A 24,066-nucleotide genomic window follows, 5' to 3' on the forward strand; every position below is an offset into this window, starting at 1 on the left:
GGAATTATTACATTCAAGTGACACCTGTCCCTTTTCTGCATGTTTGATAAAAGAACGTGCTATAATACTTAAAAATATTGAATAACACAGGAGATTACAGTGAAGTTCATCCAGACATTAATCTTAACTTTGTTGTGCGCATGCCTTGTTTATTTCGGCTTTATATACGTGACACAAATCGACCAAGTCAAGAAGGCAGCTTCACCACACGAAGCAGCCAAAGAAAAAGAAAACGATACGGCACTCGCAGCTGAAGAAACACGATCAACGAAAAAAACAGACAACACATATTCTTCTTTAAAAGGAAGTAAAAAAGCCATGGACGTCATCCTCTACAATCAAATGGATGCCCCAAAGCTTTATAATGGATGCGAAGTCACAAGCTTAGCGATGCTTCTTCATTACAGCGGCTATGAGCAAGTGACAAAAGACGCATTGGCAAATGAAATCAAACGTGTTCCGCTCAATTATGAAAATGGCTTAAAAGGAGACCCGCATGACGGGTTTGTAGGCGATATGGAGAATGGACCAGGTCTTGGTGTTTACCATGAACCTATTTATCAGCTTGCGAAAAAATATGCGGGCGCTCAAGTCGTCGATTTAAGTGGAAAACCTGTCAAAAAGGCCATCTATCAATCACTTGAAAAAGGGTATCCTGTTTGGGTAATTACCACATCCACCTTTGACAAAATAGATAACATCGAAACATGGAATACACCAAATGGCAAAATAGATGTGAGCTTTAATATGCATAGCGTGGTCATCACGGGCTATGACAAGGAACATGTCTACCTAAATAACCCATACGGTGAAAAGAATCAAAAAGTCGATCGCGATCAGTTTGAGGATTCTTGGGAACAGATGGGCCGGCAGGCGATTATCATTAAAGCGTAGAACACCTTTCTCATTGAAAACATGAAAAAACATCCTCTAGCCGTATAGAGGATGTTTTTTCATGATGATCTTTCTAGTATTTCCTTCAGGCGGTCTTCAAGCTTTGCAGCTGTCATTACTCCTCCGCCTACAATGAAGTATTCAACCTTTTTTTAGTAAAAATGAGAGATAATCCTTGATCGTTAGACTTCTCACTCATCGTTTTTAGCGGCAGTGAAACGACTTATTCTGCTTCAGATACAACGGTAAAACGTTCTCCAACGTGGGCAACCTGCTCAATTTCATCGACAAGGGCAATGGCGTAGTCGGCATAGCTCACATAGCTGTCACCTTTAGAATTGAGAATCAATTGGTCTTTCCCTTTCACATAAGAACCTGTGCGTTTACCTGCTGGGTCAAAGAATGCAGCAGGACTGAGGAAAGTCCATTTTAATCCTTCGGTCTGTTGAAGATCTTTTAGGTTTTCACCTTGCTGTGAAGCAGTCGCCACATACTCCTTTGGAAATTCTGGTGTATCAACAAGTCTTGTTGTTAGGGCTTCATCAACAAATAGACTGCCTGCTCCGCCCACAACGATTAAACGCGTATCGGGTACCTCTTTCAAAATATCAATAAGCTTTTTCCCAGCCTCTACGTGAAGGTGCTCTTGTCCAGCAGGTGCACCAAATGCATTGACGATGACATCAAAGCCTTTGATGTCTTCTGCTTGTAAATGAAACACATCCTTCTCGATAACAGCTACAGATGAATCTGTCACCTTTTGTGCATCTCGAACGATAGCTGTCACTTCATGTCCTCGTGATTGAGCCTCTTTTACAATTTCCTGTCCTGCTTTACCTGTAGCGCCAATAATACCGATTTTCATATGAATTCCTCCTGTAAAATGATTTTATTTGATAAACAAAAGGTGTAACCAATTCGGTTACAATAGAGGTAAAAAAAATTGAATAATCATCCAATTTTTTTGATTAACACCTGCGTTAGTTCACTTAATTTGATCTCAGCAAGCACTTGCTCCATCGCACTTTGAGCGCGGCACAAGATTAACTCAAGCACAGCCTGAATATTTGCACCGATCGGACAGTCAGGATTTGGGCTTTCATGGATTTGAAACAACTCTCCCTCATCCACCACTTCAACCGCTTTATACACATCAAGCAGCGTGATGTCGTCTTCACTGCGGTTCAACTGAGAACCACCTTTGCCAAGACTCGTTGAGATTAGGCCTGCTTTTTTTAATTTACTCATAATGCGGCGGATGACCACTGGGTTTGTATTCACACTTCCCGCGATATCCTCCGATGTCTGTAATGATCCTTTTTCAAGTGATAGCAAGGCCAGAATATGGACAGCGACAGTGAATCTGCTGCTGATTTTCATGTTTTCTCACCTCTGTTGTAATCATTATAGTTACACCACAACATATTGTCAACAAAAAAGTCTGCCGAGCTACTCAGCAGACGTAGATTGACGTGCTTTCATTTCTTCTTTCGTATAAATCATACGCATTGGATTTCCTCCAACAAATGAGCCTGCTGGAACATCCTTATGAACAAGTGTACCAGCTGATACGATCGCCCCATCCCCAATGGTCACACCAGGTAAAATGGTTGAATTGGCTCCAATTAAGACTTCATCACCAATATAGACTTCCCCAAGTCTGTATTCTTTAATCAAATACTCATGGGACAAGATGGTCGTGTTATAGCCAATCACACTATTTCGACCGACCGTGATTTTCTCAGGAAACATGAGATCCACCATGACCATTAAGGCAAACGCTGTATCCTCGCCGACCTTCATACGAAGAAAGGTTCGGTATATCCAATTTTTCATTCCCATAAAAGGCGTGTACCGTGCTATTTGAATGAAAATAAAGTTTTTCACCACTTTGAAAAAGGGAACCGTCCGATAGACTTGTCGTAACGAATTGACCCCTTTTACAGGATAACGATCTGTTTTTCTCAACTCAATCAGCTCCAACAATCGCCAGGAGATCACTCATTTTCTTCAGCATGAAATCAGGACGATGCTTTAAAAGGGCCTCTTCTCCCTTAATCGTCCAAGCAACACCTGCTGTTTTTGTCCCTGCCGCTTGACCAGACAAAATATCGTGATAATTATCGCCGACCATCACCGCTTCATGCGGATCACTGCCAAGCTTGGATAATGCTAGCTGGACAGGTTCTGGATGCGGCTTCTCATTTTGGACATCATCGAGCGTCACGATCACCTCAAAGAATGGCTCTAAACCTGTCAGCTTCAAACCCATTAAAACCGTATCACGTATCTTTGTTGTGACTATCCCAAGTTTAAATCCTCGATCCTGCAGCTCTTTTAATGTGTCTAAAACAGTCTCATATTCAGTCACAAGCAGATCATGCTGTTCATGATTAAACGTTCGGTACATCTGAATCATGTCATCCGTTAGCTCAGGGTCCATCGCAGAGAATGTATCAAACAATGATGGACCAATGAAATGAAGGATCTCTTCACGGCTGTACTGACCAGGATAATAATGATCAAGCGTATGTTGAAATGAAGCAATAATTAATTCATTCGTATTGATTAATGTGCCATCTAAATCAAATAGCACGGTGTTAATAATTGATTCGTTCATATGGCTTCCTTTCTAACAGCTGCAAGCTCCCGCTTCCGCCAAATATAGCTAATGGCAGCTGTTAATAAAATAGCAGATATCAGACGGATGACAAGAAGCGGCCACACAGGAATCCCAAGTGGAATAAATATCAGCGTATCTTCGACCACTGCATGGCAGGCAACAAGAAAAATGAAAGCAAGGGTTAAATCCTTTTTACTCACGCCGTCCTCTTCCACTGCCTTCATCATCACGCCGGCTCCGTATGCCAGACCGATGGTTAATCCAGCTACCATTGTCATCGACGTATTTTCTTTCATTCCAAGCATTCTCGTAAATGGAGACAGCCACTTAGACAGCGTATGGAGCCATCCTAAATCTCTCATGAATTGAATGATGATCATGAGAGGGATGACGATACAGGCAAGCTGGACCACACCGAGTACGGCTTTTTGTAAAGCGAGAAGGACAATCATGTACCAGCTGGAAGGCACATCAGCCGTCTGAGCTGCCGTCAGCAGTCCATATTGTGCCGGCTCCTGGCCTCCCTGCCACACGAGATGAATGACAATAGCCGAAATAACAGCAAGGCTGATTCTGACCAGCAAAATGACAGACACTCTGAGTCCAACCTTTGCTGTCACTGTCGATTCGATGATCAGGTTATGGCAAAAGGACAGCATCACGGCCAAAATGAACACTTCCTTCACAGGAAGATCTAGTGTCAGAATGGCGGCTATGCCCGCATACAAGTTCAGCACATTTCCTAATACAAGCGGAATGGCCGCTTCTCCTGAAAGACCAAACAACCCCATAAATGGCCGTATGAATTGTATGATCCAATTCATAACAGGCGTATGCTGCAAGATACTGACGAGAATGGTAACCGGAAAGATGACTTTTCCAAGTGTCCAAGTTGTCGATAGCCCTGCTTTTAAGCCGCTTTTCCATGTCTCTCCCATCTCTTCTGATCCCCCCTGCTTAATTCGATGAGTTGTTCTCTTTATAAGGAATCGATGCGTATCCTTTCATTCTTCTAAAGATCATCAGCAGAACAGCCACTGCAAAAATGGCAATCGAAATCATTTGAGCGATTCGTAGATGTTCTGTCAGCATCAAGCTGTCCGTTCTCATCCCTTCAATGAAGAAACGACCGATTGAATACCAGATTAAATAAGACAAGAAGATTTCGCCTCTGCGCAGCGATGTTCTGCGTAATAAAATCAAGATCACAACACCGGCAAGATTCCATAATGATTCGTATAAGAACGTTGGGTGATAATACGTCCCATCAATATACATTTGATTAATGATAAACTCTGGCAGATGCAAATTCTCTAAAAAGGCTCTTGAAACCGCCTCACCATGCGCTTCCTGATTAATAAAGTTCCCCCAGCGACCAATCGCCTGCCCTAGTAAAATACTAGGTGCTGCTACATCGGCTATTTTCCAAAAGGATACCTTTTTCACTTTTGTAAAGACGATCGCTGTCAGCACAGCACCTATCAGCCCGCCGTGAATAGCAATTCCGCCATTCCAAATCTTAATGATTTCATTTGGATGCTGCTGATAGTAATCCCATTCGAAGGATACATAATAAATTCGTGCACTAATAATGGCTATTGGAATGGCAAATAAGATTAAGTCAATAAACGTATCTTTATTGATTCCTCTCTTCTCACATTCTCTCAGTGCAAGCCAGAGTCCCAGCAAGGCTCCGACCCCAATGATCACACCATACCAATGAACCGAAAGAGGTCCGAGCTGAAAAGCAATCGGATCAATTGGCTGAATCGCTTCGTTCATATAGACAACTCCTATTCATCCTGGCCATTGTCTTCAATAACATCGGCAAGTTTACTTGTAAATTGTTCCGCCGCATTATGTCCCATGCGTTTTAACCTGAAGTTCATCGCAGCCACCTCAATGATGACCGCTAAGTTTCTTCCTGGCCGGACAGGGATGGTCAGCTTCGGTACATCTGTATCGATGATTCGCATTTTTTCTTCTTCAAGTCCTAAACGATCGTACTGTTTGCCTTGTTCCCAAAGCTCAAGGTTCATTACAATCGTAATTCTCTTATAGCTTCTGACAGCACCGGCTCCAAATAAGGTCATCACATTAATGATGCCTAGCCCGCGGATTTCTAAAAGATGTTCAATCAGCTCTGGTGCGCTTCCAACTAACGTATCCTGATCCTCTTGACGGATTTCCACACAATCGTCTGCGACCAGCCTGTGTCCCCTCTTCACTAGTTCTAAGGCTGTTTCACTTTTTCCTACTCCGCTTTTTCCAATTAACAATACACCTACACCATATACATCTACGAGCACGCCATGAATGGCGGTCGTTGGTGCAAGCTTACTTTCTAAAAAGTTGGTCAACCGACTCGAAAGTCTTGTCGTTTTTAGGCTTGATCGTAACACAGGGACGCCATTTTCATTTGAAGCTTCAATTAATTCCTTCGGCACTTCACGATCTCGTGACAAAATAATTGCAGGGGTAATATCTGTACAAAGAGACATCATTCTCTGCTTTCGTTCGCGTTCTGGGAGTTGTTCAAAAAAAGAAAGCTCTGTTTTCCCTAAAAGTTGAACTCTTTCTTTTGGGTAATATGTAAAATAACCAGCCATTTCAATACCTGGTCTGGAAAGATCACTGATTGTAATGGGACGATTAATCCCTTCTTCCCCACTTACCAGTTCAAGATGAAATTGTTCCATTATGTCCTTCGTACGAACTTTCGGCACGCTTCTTCCTCCTTTTATCACAGGCGATTCAGAAATACAGCTCTATTTTATCACTTTCAATGATGATCCCAAAACAGTATTTTATCCTGATCCTGTTTCATCTACTTCACTGGTATAGACAACTATACTTAAAAAGGGTAAACTAAGTCAAAGACAATGACTAAAGGGGGCACAATCATGAGCAGCTCTTTATTGCTCTCCAATATTCATATTGTGACAAAGACTGAAATGATTGCAAACGGTTTTGTCGGTTTACGCGACGGCAAGATTGACTATATTTCAACATCACCACCGACAGGAAATTATGAAAAAGTATATATTTCCCGGGAAAACTTTTATTTACTTCCCGGAATGATTGATATTCACATCCATGGCGGATATGGAGCAGACATGATGGATGCGACATCAGAAGCCATGAATACACTCGCTAACAACTTACCATCAGAAGGAACGACAAGTTTTTTAGCAACAACCATCACTCAAAACCATCATGAGATAGAGCAAGCACTTAAAAATGTCTCTCAGTGGAAACATTATAATGAAGAACAAGCAGGAGTTCAGGCACAATGTTTAGGTATCCATCTTGAAGGTCCTTTTATTTCTAAAGATAAAGCAGGGGCACAGCCTGTTCAATGGATAAAGCAGCCCGATCTCCCTCTTTTTGAAAAATGGCTGGATGCTTCTCAACAGCTTATTCGAATTGTCACGTTTGCACCTGAGGAAGACCCTGACTTTGCTTTTCTTTCTCTGTTGCAAGAAAAAAACATCATTCCTTCTATTGGACATACGAATGCCCATCATGACATGATTGAATTAGCAGCAAAGCATGGTGCACGCCATGTCACGCATCTTTATAATGCACTGAGTTCGTTTCAGCATCGTGAACCAAATGCTGTGGGGGCTGCTCTTACGAACGAGAATCTTCATACCGAGCTGATTACGGATGGGATACACTCCCATCCACTTTCCATTAAGCTTGCATATTTAGCAAAAGGAAGTGATCGTTTGATCATGATTACAGATTCGATGCGCGCAAAAGGACTCGGGAATGGGACGTACGAATTTGGCGGTCAAACAGTCACAGTCAGCGGCGAAAAAGCATTACTCTCAGATGGTACACTTGCAGGATCGATTCTGAGAATGAAAGATGGCGTCAAACGGATGAAACAGATTACACATTGTGAATGGACAGAGATTGCGAAGATGACCTCAACCAATGCAGCCATTCAGCTAGGACTTGATCAGCAGCTCGGTTCGATCGAAGTTGGAAAACAAGCAGACCTTGTGATTTGGGATCAATCTGGCGAACTAATGATGACAATCTGCCGTGGACAAATCGTCTTTGAGAAAAAGGAGGCCAACCACTAATGAAAATCATCGAATTTGAAGATAAAGAACAATTAGGAAAAGAAGCAGCAGCCCTTATCGCACGCACAATCGCTTCTAAACCAGATGCAGTACTTGGCCTAGCAACGGGCGGTACACCTCTTGATACATATCAAGAGTTAATTCACCTTCATCAAGCACACCAATTGTCTTTCAAACAAACAAAAACAGTCAATTTAGATGAATATGCAGGACTTGATCCAGATCATGAAAATAGTTATATGACCTACATGAAACGTCATTTATTTGATCATATTGATCTCCCTCAGGATCAGTATTTCCTTCCAAATGGCGCTGCACCTGATTTAGAAAAAGAATGCTTAAGATATGATCAGCTCATTCAAGATATAGGCGGCATCGACCTTCAGCTTCTTGGAATCGGTCAAAATGGACATATCGGTTTTAACGAGCCCGGTACCCCATTTAACTCAAAGACTCATGTCGTGCAACTAGATGAAAACACCCGGGAGGCCAATGCAAGATACTTTTCTTCTATTGATGAAGTGCCTACATATGCCATCACCATGGGTATTGCGAGCATTCTTTCAAGTAAAAAGATTCTCCTTCTTGCATCAGGAAAATCAAAAGCGAAAGTGATACAATATTTAGAACAGACTGAGATACATCCAGACTTCCCAGCATCTGCTCTGAAACTTCATGAAGATGTGACGATTTTGATTGATCGAGAAGCTGGTTCACTACGCTAAAGCTAAACACGAGAGGATTTTCACATGTTTATTGATAAGCAGTCACCTATTCCGATGTACCATCAGATTATGGAGAACTTGAAAAAGCAGATTGAGGATGGAACATTAGCACCTGATACACTCATTCCTTCTGAAAGAGAATATGCCGAACGCTTTGGTATAAGTCGAATGACTGTCAGACAAGCCTTATCGAACCTTGTGAACGAAGGATATTTGTATCGACAAAAAGGAAAAGGCACCTTTGTTAGCCGAAAAAAATTTGAACAGCCGCTTCAAGGCTTAACAAGCTTTACAGAGGATATGCGCCAGCGTGGGCTTAAAGCTTCAAACCAGCTGATTGACTTCAAAAAAATCGTATGTCCAGAGCACTTGCTGCCTGTCTTACAACTGTCAAATAGCGATGCTGTATTTGAACTCAAACGGATACGCCTTGCAAATGATGAACCGATGGCGATTGAAACGAGCTATATCCCTGAAGCATTTGCAGGAGATTTAACAAAGGAACATTTAACTGGCTCTATATATGAATATATAGAGACTCAAACAGGCCTTGCAATTGCTCATGCAAAACAAGAGCTTGAAGCGAATGTAGCTTCAAAGGAAGAAGCACACGTGCTGTCTATTTCAACAGGCGATCCCGTGCTCTCAATCGCAAGAACGACTTATTTTCAGAATGACGTTCCATTTGAGTATGTTCTCTCCGTGTATAGAGGGGATCGTTACAAGCTCATTCATACAATGGAAAGATAAACAGTGCCCTCATAAAAGGAGGAGCACTGTTTTTTATTTCCTAAGAAATGTTGCTTCACGATCATCTTTTGTATGAATTTTCCATATAGGCGAAATTGCTTTTCCTTGAAAACGATCTTTTGCTACAGTGTACCAATAATAGTCTTCATTTGGCCTTAAGCCTTTCCACACAAAGCTTGCTTTTTTGCCGCTTTTTACACCGCGTGCCTCTCCTATCAGGACATTTGTGTAGACATTAAGTTCAAAATAATTGGTTTTGACAGATTTCATTTTCGGCGTCAAATCCACATCAATTGAAAATTCATCCTGATCTCCATACGTTTTAGGATCATAGAAATGCTCTTGATTCATATAAGGTGAGTACGTCGTAAAATGAAGCTGGTTTTTTTCTTGATCGGCTGTTATCAGCCTCATAAACCCTTGTCCACCTTCAGGTCCTGACTGATAATCAGCGAGTATTTGATATACTTTCCGGTCTACTTTGCCATCCTGGTTATCGTCAAGCTCATCTACTTTCCTGCTTGCTCCGTGATAATGGCCGCTAAATACTGCCACAATATTGGGATGGCGTTTCACCACCTGATGGAAGATGAGGTCGCCAATCGGGCTGCGGTTGCCACTCACCAACAAATACTCATGGAAATTTAAAATGACGATGCGGTCTGGATGCTCAGAAATCACACGGTTTAACCAATCAATTTCATCTTGCTTAATCCCCCAGCCCATGTATACCATCATATAATCATTGCCACCGGCAGAGATGAGATCATAATGACCTCGATTGTTTTGATAGGATTCACCATAGTAAGGTTTATTTGCAAAGCGTTTCTCCCCGAAATATTTCCCATATTCCGCATATAAGCCATCCTTATGTCGAACATCATGATTTCCTGCTAAAACACCGTAAGGAATTTGATGCTCATCTAACACACGCATAAACGTATCGGCACGATGCCATTGTTTATCCTTTGAATCATCCACAATATCACCTGTATGGAACACATATTGAATGTTTAACTTTTCTCTCTGGTCTCGAATCCACTCGACCATTTGTTTAAAGATATGAGGATAGCTCTTTGCATAATATTGTGTGTCAGACATCCAAACCATCTTATATGGCTTTTGCGCTTTGCTGATTTCATCCTGTACAAGCAAATCAAACGTATGATTCTTCATGTACTGTCTTACTGACAGCAGTCCTTTCAGGTAAAATTCTTTTTGATCTTCAGCAAAATGATGAGTGATTTTATCCCACTTTTCTTGCTGATGATTCCATGCATACATGGTCACCTTTCTCCCTGACAATGAACTCCCTTTCCACATCGCTTCGACGACATCCTTTTCACGTACATCTTGATGAACCTTGATTTGAAAACGATGATAGGGAAAACGATTTAAATCCTTCGTTTCAACTGACTTACCATCAGCAAATGCAATGCGATTCCTTTCTTGATTAGAAAAGATCATTTCTCCTTTTTCGTTAAAGCTTTTTGGCGGTTCTGTCTCCGCTGCATATTTCAAAATCTTCATTGATGGATGCAGCGATGTATATTGATAGGCACGGTAAAAGGAGTAATCCAGCTTATCATTCGTTGGATCCTTGGTGAGCACAGTTTGCTTAGACGATTTCATTTTCGTCTTATCTGCTACTCGTTCTGGTGTCTCAGGGTGTTCATGTACCGTTTTGAATTCTTTTTTCAACGTCGACATGTTCCCTGCGGCATCTTTTGCTTTAATTGTCAACGTGTGTTCACCCGGGTTTAATTCGCTAGAGGACGTCTGATATGGCAAGGAAATGGGCTTGCCATCTACATATGCCTTCATCTCCTCTATGTCACTCCAACGATCCGTTACCTTTGCTTTTAACGTAAAGGCTCCTTTATATGGATCCTTTGTTTGGACGTTGGTCTTGATTTTCGGACCTGTGTTATCAACGTTCACATGTACAGATGCATGCTCGTCTGAGGTTTTGGCCTCAATCAAATGCGGCCCCTCTTTCAGCCTTCTTGTGTCCCACTTCATATAGGTTGAAACATAAGCTTCTTTTGGAATTTCAAATTGAAATGTTCTTACCTTTTTGGCGTTACCGCTGTCTCCCATTTTCCATTCTTTTTGCGGCTTTGCATTGATTGGAGGAATTTGAGTTCCATTCGACAGGATCATCCGGACGTTTTTTAATTCAAAATCATCGTGATTCTCTCCAGGCAGCCGATCTACTGGAGAAGACTTCGTTCCAGCATGGAAGGAGATCGTTTGGAGACCTGCTTTTTTCATCTCTGCTTCTGGTATTGGCATTGTATAGGTACGATACACTTTTGTCGAATCATCAAAAATAGAAAGTAAGTGCTTACCTATGGACACACCATTTTTAAAATATAAATTTGTCCCTTTGACATCAAATGCGATATATGGATCTGCTTCAAGGGCAGAAAATACTTGCTGATTCCGCTTTCCATCTATCAATAATTCAATGCTTTTTTTCCGATCAGACGTTGCCTTTAATGGAAATAATCCTGAAACCGTATCTCCTTCTTCTACATTGAATCGAAGGCCGTGGGCTTTGCTAACCTGCTCCACATCAATCATTTTTTTCATCGTCATTGCTGTATTTTCGCCGTCTGACGCTTCAAGCTGATATTCCAATTGTTCTTTACCAATCAACTCAGGTGAGTAAATAATATGATGAAATAACCGGTCGTTATGATCTTTTTGAAGCAGTATTTCCTTGAAATCATCTTTCCGATTTGTTCGATAGCGAAGCTTGACGGTTTTGACGGCCTGATCATCCTGTACATCCGCTTTAATCTCTATGCTTTCAGTTGGTTTCACGGGTTTCCTCACTGTCATATCTTCAATCACAGGTTTATGGATATCTTGAGACATTTCTTTTTTCTCAGATGGAATTTGTGCTTTTAGCACTTTTCCAGGCGTAGGCTCTTCTTCAATTTTCGAGATCACCTTCATTTGCGAAGTACCGTCCATTGGATATTTAAACAGCAAAGATTTATGCTCACTAAACCATGATGGCTTCAAACGAAATGCTGCTGAAGAAATCTCCTCCCCTATATTTGTTGTGATTGAAACAAGACGAGATTTAGAGTTGGACAGCCCTTTGCTCTCAATGACAGATACATGCTCTCCCTCTTTTAATTGACTTTTGTACATGGCATTGAAGTCCGCTACAGTTAAATGCTCCTGCCCTTTTTTCCTCAGCCAGAAAACATAAGGTTTTCCAGGTGAAATGGTGACTGGATTTGCGTGAAAGGAATACACATCATCCATTTCAGTTCCTTGTGCAGGATTGCGGTAGCGAAGTTGATAATGTTTAAGAGAGATTGGCTCATGTGTCGTGTTATACACCTCGATAAATTCAAATGCATCTTTGCCTTTGCGATTCTTTGAATTGACGACAATTTCCGTGATGACTAAGTCCGGAATGCGAGAAAGATCCTCTTCAAATCCATTTAAGTGGACAGATTGTTCTGCCGTTTTGATCACGGACTTTTGCGTAAGAAACTCTGTATAGTAACGAACGGTTGAATTCCATAATTGATCTGGCGGAATTTTCGCTGTAAATTCTGGCTTCATACCTGGTAACCGTTCCATTGGAAGCAAACGGTACCCCAGTTCATCACTTTGTTTATAGTACAAGTTCGCAGACAAAATTTGTTCCGGATCCGTAATAGACGCACGAAACTGGAGATCACGGCTTTTTTCCCCTAGAACTGGACGGACATCCACATGAAATCGATCAAAGATAAAAGGAGAAAAAGGCTTGTCCGGTATATTGACTTGTGTTTGAATAAAAGGCCCTGCTGAAGCAGGCTGATTGAAACAAAAAAGAATGATAAAAAAACATAAAAGCATGATTTGTCTGCTCACGTTCACCATCGTGCACCGCCTCCTTCGGATATTGTGTCTCCTGAAGGAAGTTTTTATGACAGATGAAACGGAGAAACGATACAAAATGGTAAAAAAAAACCGTTAGCTTTTTTTCGCTAACGGCTCCACAATTCCTTTTTGTATCAACAGATGGAAAATGGATAAAATGACAGCCATCCAAATGGCCGTTCCAAACCCATCAATGTTAAAACTATCACCCATAAAGCTCGATGTCATCATCAATGTGATGGCATTAATCACAAACAAGAACAATCCTAGTGAAAGGACGGTTACTGGAAGCGTTAAAATGATCAAAAACGGCTTCACTAAAATATTGAGCAAGGATAAAATGATACTTGCGACAATGGCTGCCCCAAACCCTTCAATATATACGCTTCCGAGCCCTGGCAGAATGCCTGAATCAAAATATCCAGCAATGACGATTAAAAGTAATGCATTTACTAAAATACTGACGATCCATCTAAGCATTTATTTAGTGCCTTCTTCCGGAACAACAAAATACCAGATGAAGTAGACCAGGAAGATAGGCATAAATGCTGTCAAAAATCCGATGATGACCGTTAAAATGCGAAGCAGGGATGCATCGACACTTAAGTATTCGGCAAGTCCACCAACAACACCCGCTATTTTTTTATCTGTTGCTGAACGATAAAGCTTCTTCATGTAGAATCACTCCTTGTCTGATTGGTGCTTTACTTGAATTGAACCTGTTTTTGTTTCTGCAAAAATGGATATACTGTTCACTGCCTGTTGATTGGCTTTGATCATTTTCTCTTTTTGTAATGTTTCATTTTTCTCTTTAATCATCTCTGCATCAAGCAAATCATGAGAAATAGACCCAAGATTGCTTTTCAGTTCAGCGGTCACTGCACACGCACGCGGGATCTGGACGTCCACACTGCCTGTTGTCGTTTTCGCATAAATGGAACGGCACTTTTCATCCGACAGCTGAATAGCAATGTTTCCGTTAAAGCTTTGGGCATCAATTGATTCACTTTTCCCGCGCAGGTCAATGAGCCCATTGATGGTTTCTACTTCAATCATACCACACTCGTGATCCGCCAGTTTAATTTGTCCGTTTGCTGTTTCAATTCCGACCTTTTCTGCCTGTAACGAGGCAAAAGAGACAACACCATTGGTGGTTTTCGCAGCAAGTTCTTTTGTCTTTAGCTTTTCCCCGCGAATCGGACCATTAAACAGTTTAACCTTGATTTTATCGTATTGGATACGAGGTACATATAAAGTGACATTGACTTTCATCGTCTTCTTTTCGGTCCGTATAAAAAATTTATCCCCTTCCAGGCCGCAGTCCAATTGATTGAGAAATTGCTGTCTTGCCTGCTCTCCGTCCTCTGCACGGTAGATTTTCGCATGGCACTCTGCACGAATATCCCCATCGTCCCAAGGCATCACATTGAGACTGCCGTTCGCCAATTGAATATCTAAATGAGAGAGCGTGGCGTCTTTGAACTGAAAAATGTGCTCAACGTCGACCGACTGTCCAAAGTTTAAATCAAGATCTACGTCTTTCACCTTTTTCACCGCAGAATCTAACCAGCCAAACAGCTTTGCACCAAGATTTTCAGTACCAGTTCCTTTGCTCTCTGTGCCAGCTTTTTCTTCATGAAAGGTGTGATCAGCTGTAGACTTTTCTAATGAAACAGACTGACTTTCTTCTAGTTTTTCAAGCAGCGTAATCGCTTCTTTTGCCGATAATGTCCCGTCTTCTACTAATTTTAAAATGCGTTCTTTTTCATTCATACAAAGCCCTCCTACGATTTGATGGATTGAAGTACTTTAATACCTTGAATGATATTCCAAATGACAGAGATCAAAAAGCCAATGGCGACTAAAAAGGACAAGATGAGCATCGTGATCACTGGAATAAGTGAGTCACTTGCCTGTGTCGCCAATAAAAATGGGATAGATCCAAAAACCAGTATCACGCACGCTGCGACTGGCAAAAGGTGTGACCACAATGCCCGCATCGCGTGCCGTTTCGTTTCCTTTTGATCAACTACAAAATATGCCACGATCGGTACAATAAACGGCATAAAAAATACACTAAAATAACAAATAGATGCAATGATCGACTGATCTCTATTCATATATTCGCTCCTTCATGATGAAAATTCCTTTCTCACTCATACGTTTATTGCGTATCAAAAGTTTCAAAATCATTCGAATTACATATGACCTTAGACACAAATTATATCTTTTTGCACCTAAGTATAGATTCTTCACGGATTACCCTTTAAAATATGTTGAAAAGATGGTGATTATCATTATAGGGGGTAATTATTTTGACAGATCATCATAATACTAACCACACGGCTCAAACGCTTTTAGACCTTATACAGAAACAGAAAAGCATGAACAGCGATATGATCAGGGAGCTTGAGACCATTCATCCGTCTCATCCAAAGTATGGTGATATCCGTTATTTAAAAGTACTGCTCGACAGCAGCAGCACACATATTTTAAAGGATTTAACGCAACTCAGTCATTTAATGCCAAAGGAAGATGCGCAATAAAAGAAAACCCCTCTTAACGAGGGGTTTCAGCGTGTAGGCAAACCCTCGCATTCTTTGTCAGGACTGCGCGCTGGTGCTCCCGAATGTCAAATTCGCTCCGCGCCAGTGCTCATCCTTCCTAGACTTCAAAGGTTTTCTATCACACTGAAAAGAAGACAAAGGGCTAAAATAAACATCATTTTAGCCCTTTGTCAACAATCTGAACCCCCTCTTAACGAGGGTTTTTTTATGATGACGTTACACTTTCTGTTTCTTTGACCAACTGTTTCATTCGTTCACGGTCACGTTCTAAAATAGGCTTCAAGTATTGACCAGTGTAAGAAGCTTCTTCTTTTGCAATCTGCTCAGGAGTCCCAGAGGCAATGATCGTTCCGCCGCCTGCACCGCCCTCTGGTCCGAGATCAACGAGGTAATCAGCAGCCTTTATAATATCAAGGTTATGCTCAATCACTAGCACCGTATCTCCGTTTTCGACCAAACGCTGAAGCACTTTTAATAAACGGGCAATATCATCCACATGCAGACCTGTTGTCGGCTCGTCTAAAATATAAAGAGACCTTCCGTTTGAACGGCGGTGAAGCTCAGATGCTAATTTCACACGCTGCGCCTCTCCCCCGGACAATGTCGTCGCAGGCTGTCCAAGTGTAATGTATCCTAGCCCAACATCAAAAATCGTTTGAAGCTTCCGCTTAATTTTCGGGATATTCTCGAAAAATTGGAGTGCGTCCTCCACAGTCATTTCAAGGACATCGGCAATGTTTTTCCCTTTATATGTGACCTCAAGTGTCTCGCGGTTATAACGTTTCCCGTGGCACACCTCACAAGGCACATACACATCAGGTAAAAAGTGCATTTCGATTTTAATAATGCCATCTCCACGACACGCCTCACAGCGTCCGCCTTTGACGTTAAAGCTGAATCTGCCTTTTTTATAGCCTCGTACCTTTGCTTCATTGGTTTGTGCAAACACATCCCGCACATCATCAAATACGCCTGTATACGTAGCTGGATTGGATCTCGGCGTACGGCCGATTGGAGATTGATCAATATCAATCACCTTATCTAAGTGATCCATTCCTTTGATCTCTTTGTGCTGTCCTGGCTTCGCCTTCGCTCTGTGCAGTTTTTGCGCAAGTGATTTTAATAGAATTTCATTCACAAGCGTACTTTTCCCTGAGCCGGACACACCGGTCACAGCTGTAAAGACGCCTAGAGGAAACTTCGCATTGACGTTTTTCAGGTTGTTTTCTTTTGCACCTTTGATCTCAATGTAGCGGCCGTCAGGCTTTCTTCTTTCGATCGGCAGCGGAATAAATTTCTCACCCGATAAATATTGTCCTGTTAAAGATTTCTTGTCCTTCATGACTTCTTCCGGCGTCCCAGCTGAAATCACTTCTCCTCCATGAACTCCTGCTCCAGGTCCAATATCAATCAAATAATCAGCGGCCAGCATCGTATCCTCATCATGCTCTACGACAATGAGGGTGTTCCCGATGTCACGCATGTTTTTCAATGTCCCGATCAACCGGTCATTATCACGCTGATGCAGACCAATGGATGGTTCATCTAATATATAAAGAACACCTGTCAGCCTTGACCCGATTTGAGTCGCCAGACGAATCCGCTGCGCCTCTCCGCCGGATAGTGTGCCCGCTGACCGGCTCAATGTGAGGTAATCTAATCCCACATTATTTAAGAAAGACAAGCGTTCTTTGATTTCACGTAAAATGAGCTGGGCAATCTGCAAATCTTTCTCAGACAACTCGATTTCACCATATAAATCAAGGGCATCAGAGACAGACAAATCAGTGATTTCTCCGATATGTTTGCCATTGATCAGAACCGCAAGCGTTTCTTTTTTCAGACGATATCCTTTACATGTCGGACATGGCTGATTGGCCATATATTTTTCCATTTGCTCACGAATATAATCAGAGCTGGTTTCCTTATAGCGTCTCTCAATGTTACGAAGAACGCCTTCAAATTCAATTTCATTTTCACGTACCTGGCCAAAATCATTTTCATATTTAAAATAAATCCGTTCAGAGCCGCTGCCATATAAAATTTTATCGAATAAATGCGACGGTATATCCTTCACTGGAATGTCCATGTCGATGCCGTAATGTGTACATACTGCCTCAAGAAGCTGAGGATAGTATTGTGAGCTTTGCGGCTCCCATGGGGCAATAGCATGCTGTCGTAACGTCAAATCCTTATTAGGAATGACGAGCTCAGGGTCAACTTCTAGTTTAGAGCCAAGCCCATCACAGCTCGGGCAGGCACCGAAAGGACTATTAAATGAAAACATTCTCGGCTCAAGCTCACCAATAGAGAATCCGCAGTGCGGACAAGCATGATGTTCACTGAATAACAGCTCTTCTTGTCCAATCACGTCAATCATCACACGGCCTTCACCTAGTCGCAGCGCCGTTTCAAGGGAGTCAGACAGCCGGGCCTGAACGCCTTCCTTCACCACGATTCGGTCAATCACGACTTCAATGGAATGCTTCTTGTTCTTTTCAAGCTCGATCTCTTCTGACAGATCTTCCATCTCTCCGTCGACTCTTACTCGAACATAGCCCTGCTTTCGAATTTGATCAAGTACTTTGACATGTGTTCCTTTGCGGCCAGATACAACCGGAGCAAGCACTTGCAATTTCGTTCTTTCTGGATATTCTAAAATACGATCTGTCATCTGCTCAATCGTTTGGGACGTAATTTCAATTCCATGTATCGGACAAATAGGTTTCCCGACTCGAGCATACAAGAGACGTAAATAATCATAGATTTCAGTAACGGTTCCAACCGTTGATCTAGGGTTCCGGCTCGTCGTCTTCTGGTCAATACTAATCGCCGGAGAAAGACCTTCAATGGCATCTACATCCGGTTTATCCATTTGACCGAGAAATTGGCGCGCATACGCTGAAAGAGATTCAACGTATCGGCGCTGACCCTCTGCATAAATGGTATCAAAGGCAAGAGACGATTTTCCTGAACCAGATAAACCCGTGATGACCACTAGCTGGTCACGCGGGATATTCACATCAATATTTTTAAGGTTGTGGGCTCTAGCACCTTTCACCTCTATTCGTTCCATAGCCATCAGGCAATCACCCTTCCGCTTTTAGCTCTAGCAATAGATCTCTTAATTCTGCTGCTTTTTCAAAATCAAGCGCTTTTGCTGCATCTTTCATTTCCATCTCGACCTTTTCAATCACTTTTTCTCGTTCTTTTTTGCTCATTTTTGACAGCTTTGGTGCTGCATTTGTTTCATATTCTTCCGATTCCTCATGTATCTTTGTTGCCTTAATGGCATCTCTGATTTTCTTATGGATGGTTTGCGGAGTAATCCCAAATTTCTCATTATACGCCTCTTGCTGCTCTCGTCTGCGCTTCGTTTCTTGAATCGCAATATCCATTGATTTGGTCATTTTATCTGCATACATAATGACCCGGCCTTCTGAATTTCTCGCTGCACGGCCAATCGTCTGGATGAGGGATCTTTCAGAGCGTAAAAAGCCTTCTTTATCCGCATCTAAAATCGTCACGAGCGACACCTCTGGAATATCCAGTCCTTCACGAAGAAGGTTGATTCCCACAAGCACATCATATTTTCCGAGACGTAAATCGCGAATAATCTCAATCCGCTCAAGGGTCTTAATTTCTGAATGCAGATAATTGACCTTGATTCCGATCTCTTTTAAGTAATCTGTGAGATCCTCAGACATTTTCTTCGTCAGCGTAGTCACGAGCACACGCTCATTTTTCTCAATCCGCGCATGAATTTCTCCAATTAGGTCATCAATTTGCCCTTCAATCGGACGCACTTCAATGATTGGATCAAGTAAACCTGTTGGACGAATAATTTGTTCCACAACCTCTGGGGTTTTCTCAAGCTCATAAGGACCAGGAGTGGCAGATACATGCACAATATGGTTGATATGCTTTTCAAACTCATCAAAGGTGAGCGGTCTGTTATCAAGTGCTGAAGGCAGACGGAATCCGTGATCAACCAACACTTGCTTTCTTGCTTGGTCCCCGTTGTACATCGCGCGGATTTGCGGGATCGTCACGTGTGACTCATCAACAACAATCATAAAATCATCTGGGAAATAATCAAGCAATGTGTAAGGTGTTGAACCAGGAGGGCGCAAGGTCAGATGCCTTGAGTAGTTCTCGATTCCTGAACAAAAGCCCATCTCTCTCATCATCTCAAGGTCATATCTTGTCCGCTGCTCAAGGCGCTGCGCTTCAAGCAATTTTCCATTATCTCGAAGCTTTTCGAGCTGCTCCTCAAGCTCTTGTTCAATATTGATAATCGCTTTTTCCATTTTTTCTTCTCTTGTGACGAAGTGAGATGCTGGGAAAATAGCCACATGTTCACGATCACCGAGTATTTCTCCAGTCAATGCATCCACTTCACGAATACGTTCAATTTCATCACCGAAAAACTCCACTCTGATACAATGCTCATCACGTGAAGCAGGAAAAATTTCAACGACGTCTCCTCGTACTCTGAAGGTTCCGCGCTGAAAATCTATATCATTACGAGAATACTGAATGTCCACCAGCTTACGAAGAAGCTGATTGCGTTCAATCTCCATTTCAGTACGTAAAGACAGCACAAGCTCTCGGTATTCCTCTGGCGAACCTAAGCCATAAATACAGGACACACTGGCAATGATGATGACATCTCTCCGCTCAAATAACGAGGACGTAGCGGAGTGTCTCAGCTTATCAATCTCATCATTGATGCTGGCATCCTTTTCAATAAATGTATCAGTCTGGGGCACATACGCCTCTGGCTGGTAATAATCATAGTAACTCACAAAATATTCGACAGCATTATTCGGAAAGAATTCCTTGAACTCGCTGTATAGCTGACCGGCAAGTGTCTTGTTATGCGCAATGACAAGTGTCGGTTTGTTCACTTCTTTGATCAGGTTGGATACAGTAAAGGTCTTTCCCGTACCTGTAGCACCTAACAGCGTTTGATGCTGTTTCCCCTGATGGATCCCCTCAACAAGCTTTTCAATCGCCTTCGGCTGATCTCCTTGGGGCTGATAGTTAGAAACTAATTCAAAGCGGTCACTCACATCAAAGCCTCCGTTTCGTTACGAAATCTATCTAATGAATATATTATCATAAAAGAACACAAAAATACGAACTAAAGTTCGGCTCTTGCTTGATTTTTATTTCCAATACAGTCATACCCTCTCTTCAATGGCAAATAACCCTCTTACGAAAACCTTCCTTTCAGTATGGAACATTTTGGTGAGAGATATTCGATGAGCAGAAAAAGAGCACAAAAAGAAAGCTGCACTCACTAGAATTCGTAAGCACAGCTTAAAAAAAACGTCACCTTTCGGCCTATCACGCTCTTAATGATGACATCAATGATGTTTTTCAGCCTTTTCTCTTTTTTCAATTTCTTTTTTAGCCATATATAATGCCCCAGCTACTAAAGAAATTATATCTAATCCCACAATAAAGTAGGTTTCTGTATAGCCCTTCATGTACGAGGCAAATAAAAGCGCTGCTGTTAATGCAATGCCCACATAATGATTATAAGTAACCTTTGAAAATAAAATAACGAGCAGGAAAGGAAAAACAAGTGCAAATATGGCTTTTGTAATCACAAAAACCCTCCCTCTTCTTGGTCTACTTCCTTGATTATAGTAAAGATTGGCATATTGAACAATTCACAGTTTTCAATTTCACCTATTTTTCTTTCAGTTCGGAGACTTTTGATATAGATATGGAAGGAAATTAGTGAGAATGTCCCCTTTGTAAAGATAGGTCTTTCCGTCTTTGACAGTAACATCCAATACATCCTATGATTAAAATGATAGTGCGCACTATCATTTTAAAAACTATAGAGAGACATACAAACCATTGGCTATTTGGATAAGGGGGCATTCCCATGTATTCAGTTTTATTTCATGCGGCTGAAGAATCCGCAGCACTCGCAGGGGCAAAAGGCTTGAATTTAATTAAATTAAACAATCACGGACTGCCAGTCCCAGATGGATTTATTATCAAAACCAACAGCTTTTCCAGCTTTCTTTCATATCACAACCTGCATCCAACTGAACAAAACCTTGCTCACAAAATCAAAGAAGCATCGTTTCCTTCTCAAATGGAAGCAGAACTCCTTTCGTCCTTTCAATCATTGCGGAAGACTTATCCCTCAGTTGCAGTTCGATCCTCTTCTGTTGCTGAAGATCTCGAAGGCGCCTCATTTGCAGGACAGTACGAGACCTATTTAAATATCAAAACAAATGAAGAATTCTTACAGGCTGTCAAAGAATGCTGGTCTTCTTATTTTGCAGCGAGAGTGACAGAATATAAGGAAGAGATGGATGAAAACGAGGAAGAGATGCCGCTCATGGCTGTTGTCGTTCAAGGATTGATCCATTCTGACGTCTCCGGAGTCATCTTTAGTGAGAATCCCGTATCGGGAAAAACAAATGAAATGATGCTGACAGCAAGCTACGGACTAGGAGAAGCAATCGTCTCCGGGCTTGTGACACCAGACACATTTATTGTAGACAAAGAGACACTTTCTATTGAAAAATCACTTGGAACGAAAGAGCTGCAAATTATTCCTTATCAAGAAGGTGTCATTGAACAGTCAGTAACGGAGGAAATGGCTGGGCAATATTGCCTGAATGATGACGAATTAGTAGAAATCACGCAAATCACCAAACAAGTAGAAGCACTTTATGGACATAGCGTCGATATCGAATTTGGAATAGCAAATGGCACATTTTATTTACTTCAAGCCAGGCCGATTACCGCAGCCCTCTCAAAAGCAGCAGATGAAACAGCGGGTACTTCTTTTCAAATGCAGCCAGATGAGCTGCAGGATTTCTGGATCTCAATGGACGATCATATGCCTGGGCCAACGAGTCCTCTCTTTTCAAGTCTGATCATCCCAGCATTAAAAAGCGGAATGAAGAAAAATGGTGAAAAATATCAAGTACCTGATCTGAATATTAAAAATATCAAGCTTTATAGAGGCCACCTGTACTCAGCACCGTCACTGCCTGAAACGAGTGCAGAAGCTGCGCCAGTTTTTGATGAGCGCATATTTGAGTTGTTTCCGCATTTAAGTGAACGTATGTATGAGATTTTAGAGGAAAATTTCTTTCCCTTTTACGAAAAACTCGATCGTCAAATGAATGAACCGATGACCATTGAAGAAGCCATCATCGGCTTCGAAGAATTAAAGACTTTTTATATACAAGCATATGATGATCATTTTGATATTGTCATACCTCAAGTCATTCTATCGGCTATGATCGAAGACATGCTTGTGACGTATACTGGTGATCAAACACAAGTGATCCTGCTGCATGAGATGATGATAGGCGTGATGAACAAATCTCTTGAAACAGACAAGAAGCTATCTGATTTTGCAAAGAGTGTCCTTCAAGATACTGAACTTCATCAAGCATTTATGAAGCATGAAAAGAACCCAGAGCTGCTTGATGCACTCAATCACTCGGAAAAAGGCAGACACTTCATTTTGGAATTAAAGGAATTTCTTCAAGTCTATGGCTGGCGATCTGTTAAAAGTCATGACCTTACGGAAGAAACATGGGTGGAAAACCCTGAGTTTATACTAGATATCATCAGAAACAACATTCAATACCAATGTGATTTTGATGAAGAATTTGCACAAGCCGTCATCAAAAGACAAGAGACATATGAACATTTTATGAGCCAAGTGAAGGATGAAGCGTTTAAAACAAAATTTGAGACACTTTATCAATTTGCCCTACAGGCCGCTAATATTCGTGATGATCATCACTTCTACATTGATGCCATGTTAGATGCTAAAGCCAGGGTATATCTATTAAAAATTGGTGAACTTCTTGTACAAAAAGGAGCGATTCCCCAACAAGAAGATCTATGGTATCTCTACGATGAGGAGGTACACACAGCGCTCACAACGTCTACAACATTCGATACGGTCATCGCACAAAGAAAAATGGAAATGAAAGAAAATGAAGCCATTCAACCACCAGCTTATATGGGCACCCCAACTGAAGCTGAATTGCAGCAAGTGGAAAGAATGCTCGGTTCATTAAGAGAAAATGAAAATAACACAAACGATATGATCTATGGAATTGGCGCATCTAGCGGTATTGTTTCTGGAAGAGTAAAAGTCATTACATGTGCTGAGGAATTCTCACAATTTCAAAAGGATGATATTTTAGTTTGCAAAACAACCACACCTTTATGGACGAGCTTATTTAGAGATGCAAAAGCAGTCATAACCGATGCTGGCGGCATTTTGTCTCATTCAGCTATTATCGCTAGAGAGTATATGATGCCAGCTGTCTTAGGTACCCGAATAGCGACTGAAACACTTCAATCCGGTGACCTTGTGACAGTAGATGGAAGCAATGGACGCATTCAGATATTAAAACAGCATGCACGTGTCTAATTTTATCGTTTTGGATCATATTGGCGGTCATAGGTTTTATCGGTATACTTACTTTGTTGCAAACACATTCATAACCTGAGGTGAGTAT

General features: G+C 41.6%; 21 protein-coding genes. 6 read left to right on the forward strand and 15 right to left on the reverse strand.

The window, feature by feature from the left end; translation table 11 throughout:
* Nucleotides 1-99 precede the first annotated feature (99 nt).
* On the forward strand, nucleotides 100-894 hold the full coding sequence (locus MHH26_RS14440; RefSeq protein WP_034660087.1) for a C39 family peptidase: 795 nt from the start codon (nucleotides 100-102) through the stop codon (nucleotides 892-894).
* Nucleotides 895-1,117: 223 nt separating this feature from the next.
* Here MHH26_RS14440 and MHH26_RS14445 read toward each other — a convergent pair whose 3' ends face one another.
* The 7 genes from MHH26_RS14445 to hprK form a co-directional block, all read right to left on the reverse strand.
* Nucleotides 1,118-1,759, reverse strand: coding sequence for an NAD(P)-dependent oxidoreductase (locus tag MHH26_RS14445; protein ID WP_340973866.1), 642 nt, complete (start codon nucleotides 1,757-1,759; stop codon nucleotides 1,118-1,120).
* Between the two features lie 86 nt (nucleotides 1,760-1,845).
* A complete protein-coding gene (locus MHH26_RS14450; RefSeq protein ID WP_003213266.1) occupies nucleotides 1,846-2,274 on the reverse strand; it encodes an Rrf2 family transcriptional regulator in 429 nt (142 codons plus the stop codon).
* A 69-nt stretch (nucleotides 2,275-2,343) separates the two neighbouring features.
* The gene (locus MHH26_RS14455; protein ID WP_060597361.1) at nucleotides 2,344-2,862 is read right to left on the reverse strand and encodes an acyltransferase; all 519 of its coding nucleotides are present in this window, start codon (nucleotides 2,860-2,862) and stop codon (nucleotides 2,344-2,346) included.
* Between the two features lies 1 nt (nucleotide 2,863).
* The gene (gene ppaX, locus MHH26_RS14460; RefSeq protein WP_307500303.1) at nucleotides 2,864-3,514 is read right to left on the reverse strand and encodes a pyrophosphatase PpaX; all 651 of its coding nucleotides are present in this window, start codon (nucleotides 3,512-3,514) and stop codon (nucleotides 2,864-2,866) included.
* A complete protein-coding gene (locus MHH26_RS14465) occupies nucleotides 3,511-4,455 on the reverse strand; it encodes a nucleoside recognition domain-containing protein (protein ID WP_340973868.1) in 945 nt (314 codons plus the stop codon). Before MHH26_RS14465 ends, ppaX begins: the two co-directional genes overlap by 4 nt.
* A gap of 19 nt (nucleotides 4,456-4,474) precedes the next feature.
* The gene (gene lgt / locus MHH26_RS14470; protein WP_095285749.1) at nucleotides 4,475-5,299 is read right to left on the reverse strand and encodes a prolipoprotein diacylglyceryl transferase; all 825 of its coding nucleotides are present in this window, start codon (nucleotides 5,297-5,299) and stop codon (nucleotides 4,475-4,477) included.
* Nucleotides 5,300-5,310: 11 nt separating this feature from the next.
* Nucleotides 5,311-6,243, reverse strand: a complete 933-nt coding sequence (hprK, locus tag MHH26_RS14475) for an HPr(Ser) kinase/phosphatase (protein ID WP_003212943.1) — start codon at nucleotides 6,241-6,243, stop codon at nucleotides 5,311-5,313.
* Between the two features lie 177 nt (nucleotides 6,244-6,420).
* Here hprK and nagA point away from each other — a divergent pair, with 177 nt between their 5' ends.
* Genes nagA through MHH26_RS14490 form a run of 3 tightly spaced genes read left to right on the forward strand, consistent with a single transcriptional unit; the run spans nucleotide 6,421 to nucleotide 9,086 of the window.
* Nucleotides 6,421-7,611 (forward strand): N-acetylglucosamine-6-phosphate deacetylase, encoded by a 1,191-nt coding sequence (gene nagA / locus MHH26_RS14480; RefSeq protein WP_340973869.1) that lies wholly within the window; start codon nucleotides 6,421-6,423, stop codon nucleotides 7,609-7,611.
* Nucleotides 7,611-8,336, forward strand: coding sequence for a glucosamine-6-phosphate deaminase (gene nagB, locus MHH26_RS14485; RefSeq protein WP_340973871.1), 726 nt, complete (start codon nucleotides 7,611-7,613; stop codon nucleotides 8,334-8,336). Before nagA ends, nagB begins: the two co-directional genes overlap by 1 nt.
* Nucleotides 8,337-8,360: 24 nt before the next feature.
* Nucleotides 8,361-9,086, forward strand: coding sequence for a GntR family transcriptional regulator (locus MHH26_RS14490; RefSeq protein WP_307500309.1), 726 nt, complete (start codon nucleotides 8,361-8,363; stop codon nucleotides 9,084-9,086).
* Nucleotides 9,087-9,119: 33 nt separating this feature from the next.
* Here the strand turns inward: MHH26_RS14490 and MHH26_RS14495 are convergent, their stop codons facing one another.
* From MHH26_RS14495 to MHH26_RS14515, 5 genes are all read right to left on the reverse strand, one after another.
* Nucleotides 9,120-12,977 carry a metallophosphoesterase gene (locus MHH26_RS14495; protein ID WP_340973873.1) on the reverse strand — a complete coding sequence of 1,286 codons (3,858 nt, stop codon included), beginning with the start codon at nucleotides 12,975-12,977 and terminating at the stop codon, nucleotides 9,120-9,122.
* Between the two features lie 93 nt (nucleotides 12,978-13,070).
* Nucleotides 13,071-13,457: a phage holin family protein gene (locus MHH26_RS14500; protein WP_024423577.1), complete on the reverse strand. Its 387-nt coding sequence runs from the start codon at nucleotides 13,455-13,457 to the stop codon at nucleotides 13,071-13,073.
* Nucleotides 13,458-13,652, reverse strand: coding sequence for a PspC domain-containing protein (locus MHH26_RS14505; RefSeq protein WP_034660102.1), 195 nt, complete (start codon nucleotides 13,650-13,652; stop codon nucleotides 13,458-13,460).
* 6 nt (nucleotides 13,653-13,658) lie between these two features.
* Nucleotides 13,659-14,750 carry a DUF4097 family beta strand repeat-containing protein gene (locus MHH26_RS14510; RefSeq protein WP_340973875.1) on the reverse strand — a complete coding sequence of 364 codons (1,092 nt, stop codon included), beginning with the start codon at nucleotides 14,748-14,750 and terminating at the stop codon, nucleotides 13,659-13,661.
* An 11-nt stretch (nucleotides 14,751-14,761) separates the two neighbouring features.
* Nucleotides 14,762-15,097: a DUF4870 domain-containing protein gene (locus MHH26_RS14515; RefSeq protein WP_034660105.1), complete on the reverse strand. Its 336-nt coding sequence runs from the start codon at nucleotides 15,095-15,097 to the stop codon at nucleotides 14,762-14,764.
* A 195-nt stretch (nucleotides 15,098-15,292) separates the two neighbouring features.
* On the opposite strand from MHH26_RS14515, the gene MHH26_RS14520 reads away from it, so the two are divergent.
* Nucleotides 15,293-15,523, forward strand: coding sequence for a hypothetical protein (locus MHH26_RS14520; RefSeq protein ID WP_034660106.1), 231 nt, complete (start codon nucleotides 15,293-15,295; stop codon nucleotides 15,521-15,523).
* 226 nt (nucleotides 15,524-15,749) lie between these two features.
* Here the strand turns inward: MHH26_RS14520 and uvrA are convergent, their stop codons facing one another.
* From uvrA to MHH26_RS14535, 3 genes are all read right to left on the reverse strand, one after another.
* Complete coding sequence (gene uvrA / locus MHH26_RS14525; protein ID WP_340973877.1) at nucleotides 15,750-18,626, reverse strand: excinuclease ABC subunit UvrA; 2,877 nt, start codon at nucleotides 18,624-18,626, stop codon at nucleotides 15,750-15,752.
* Nucleotides 18,627-18,633: 7 nt separating this feature from the next.
* Nucleotides 18,634-20,619, reverse strand: a complete 1,986-nt coding sequence (gene uvrB / locus MHH26_RS14530) for an excinuclease ABC subunit UvrB (protein ID WP_034660110.1) — start codon at nucleotides 20,617-20,619, stop codon at nucleotides 18,634-18,636.
* Nucleotides 20,620-20,916: 297 nt separating this feature from the next.
* Complete coding sequence (locus MHH26_RS14535; RefSeq protein WP_012011392.1) at nucleotides 20,917-21,162, reverse strand: CsbA family protein; 246 nt, start codon at nucleotides 21,160-21,162, stop codon at nucleotides 20,917-20,919.
* Between the two features lie 284 nt (nucleotides 21,163-21,446).
* Between MHH26_RS14535 and MHH26_RS14540 the strand changes: the two genes are divergently transcribed.
* Nucleotides 21,447-23,978 (forward strand): PEP/pyruvate-binding domain-containing protein, encoded by a 2,532-nt coding sequence (locus MHH26_RS14540; RefSeq protein ID WP_340973880.1) that lies wholly within the window; start codon nucleotides 21,447-21,449, stop codon nucleotides 23,976-23,978.
* Nucleotides 23,979-24,066 lie beyond the last annotated feature (88 nt).

It is taken from the genome of Bacillus sp. FSL K6-2839 (assembly GCF_038003365.1).
Taxonomy (GTDB): Bacteria; Bacillota; Bacilli; order Bacillales; family Bacillaceae; genus Bacillus.

Bases quoted from the DNA above. Each gene is read 5' to 3' on its own strand.
- ppaX (WP_307500303.1), bottom strand. From the start codon at position 3,514: ATGAACGAATCAATTATTAACACCGTGCTATTTGATTTAGATGGCACA.
- MHH26_RS14505 (WP_034660102.1), bottom strand. From the start codon at position 13,652: ATGAAGAAGCTTTATCGTTCAGCAACAGATAAAAAAATAGCGGGTGTT.
- uvrA (WP_340973877.1), bottom strand. From the start codon at position 18,626: ATGGCTATGGAACGAATAGAGGTGAAAGGTGCTAGAGCCCACAACCTT.
- MHH26_RS14540 (WP_340973880.1), top strand. From the start codon at position 21,447: ATGTATTCAGTTTTATTTCATGCGGCTGAAGAATCCGCAGCACTCGCA.
- lgt (WP_095285749.1), bottom strand. From the start codon at position 5,299: ATGAACGAAGCGATTCAGCCAATTGATCCGATTGCTTTTCAGCTCGGA.
- MHH26_RS14495 (WP_340973873.1), bottom strand. From the start codon at position 12,977: ATGGTGAACGTGAGCAGACAAATCATGCTTTTATGTTTTTTTATCATT.
- MHH26_RS14445 (WP_340973866.1), bottom strand. From the start codon at position 1,759: ATGAAAATCGGTATTATTGGCGCTACAGGTAAAGCAGGACAGGAAATT.
- nagB (WP_340973871.1), top strand. From the start codon at position 7,611: ATGAAAATCATCGAATTTGAAGATAAAGAACAATTAGGAAAAGAAGCA.
- MHH26_RS14490 (WP_307500309.1), top strand. From the start codon at position 8,361: ATGTTTATTGATAAGCAGTCACCTATTCCGATGTACCATCAGATTATG.
- MHH26_RS14500 (WP_024423577.1), bottom strand. From the start codon at position 13,457: ATGCTTAGATGGATCGTCAGTATTTTAGTAAATGCATTACTTTTAATC.
- MHH26_RS14450 (WP_003213266.1), bottom strand. From the start codon at position 2,274: ATGAAAATCAGCAGCAGATTCACTGTCGCTGTCCATATTCTGGCCTTG.
- nagA (WP_340973869.1), top strand. From the start codon at position 6,421: ATGAGCAGCTCTTTATTGCTCTCCAATATTCATATTGTGACAAAGACT.
- MHH26_RS14465 (WP_340973868.1), bottom strand. From the start codon at position 4,455: ATGGGAGAGACATGGAAAAGCGGCTTAAAAGCAGGGCTATCGACAACT.
- MHH26_RS14515 (WP_034660105.1), bottom strand. From the start codon at position 15,097: ATGAATAGAGATCAGTCGATCATTGCATCTATTTGTTATTTTAGTGTA.
- MHH26_RS14510 (WP_340973875.1), bottom strand. From the start codon at position 14,750: ATGAATGAAAAAGAACGCATTTTAAAATTAGTAGAAGACGGGACATTA.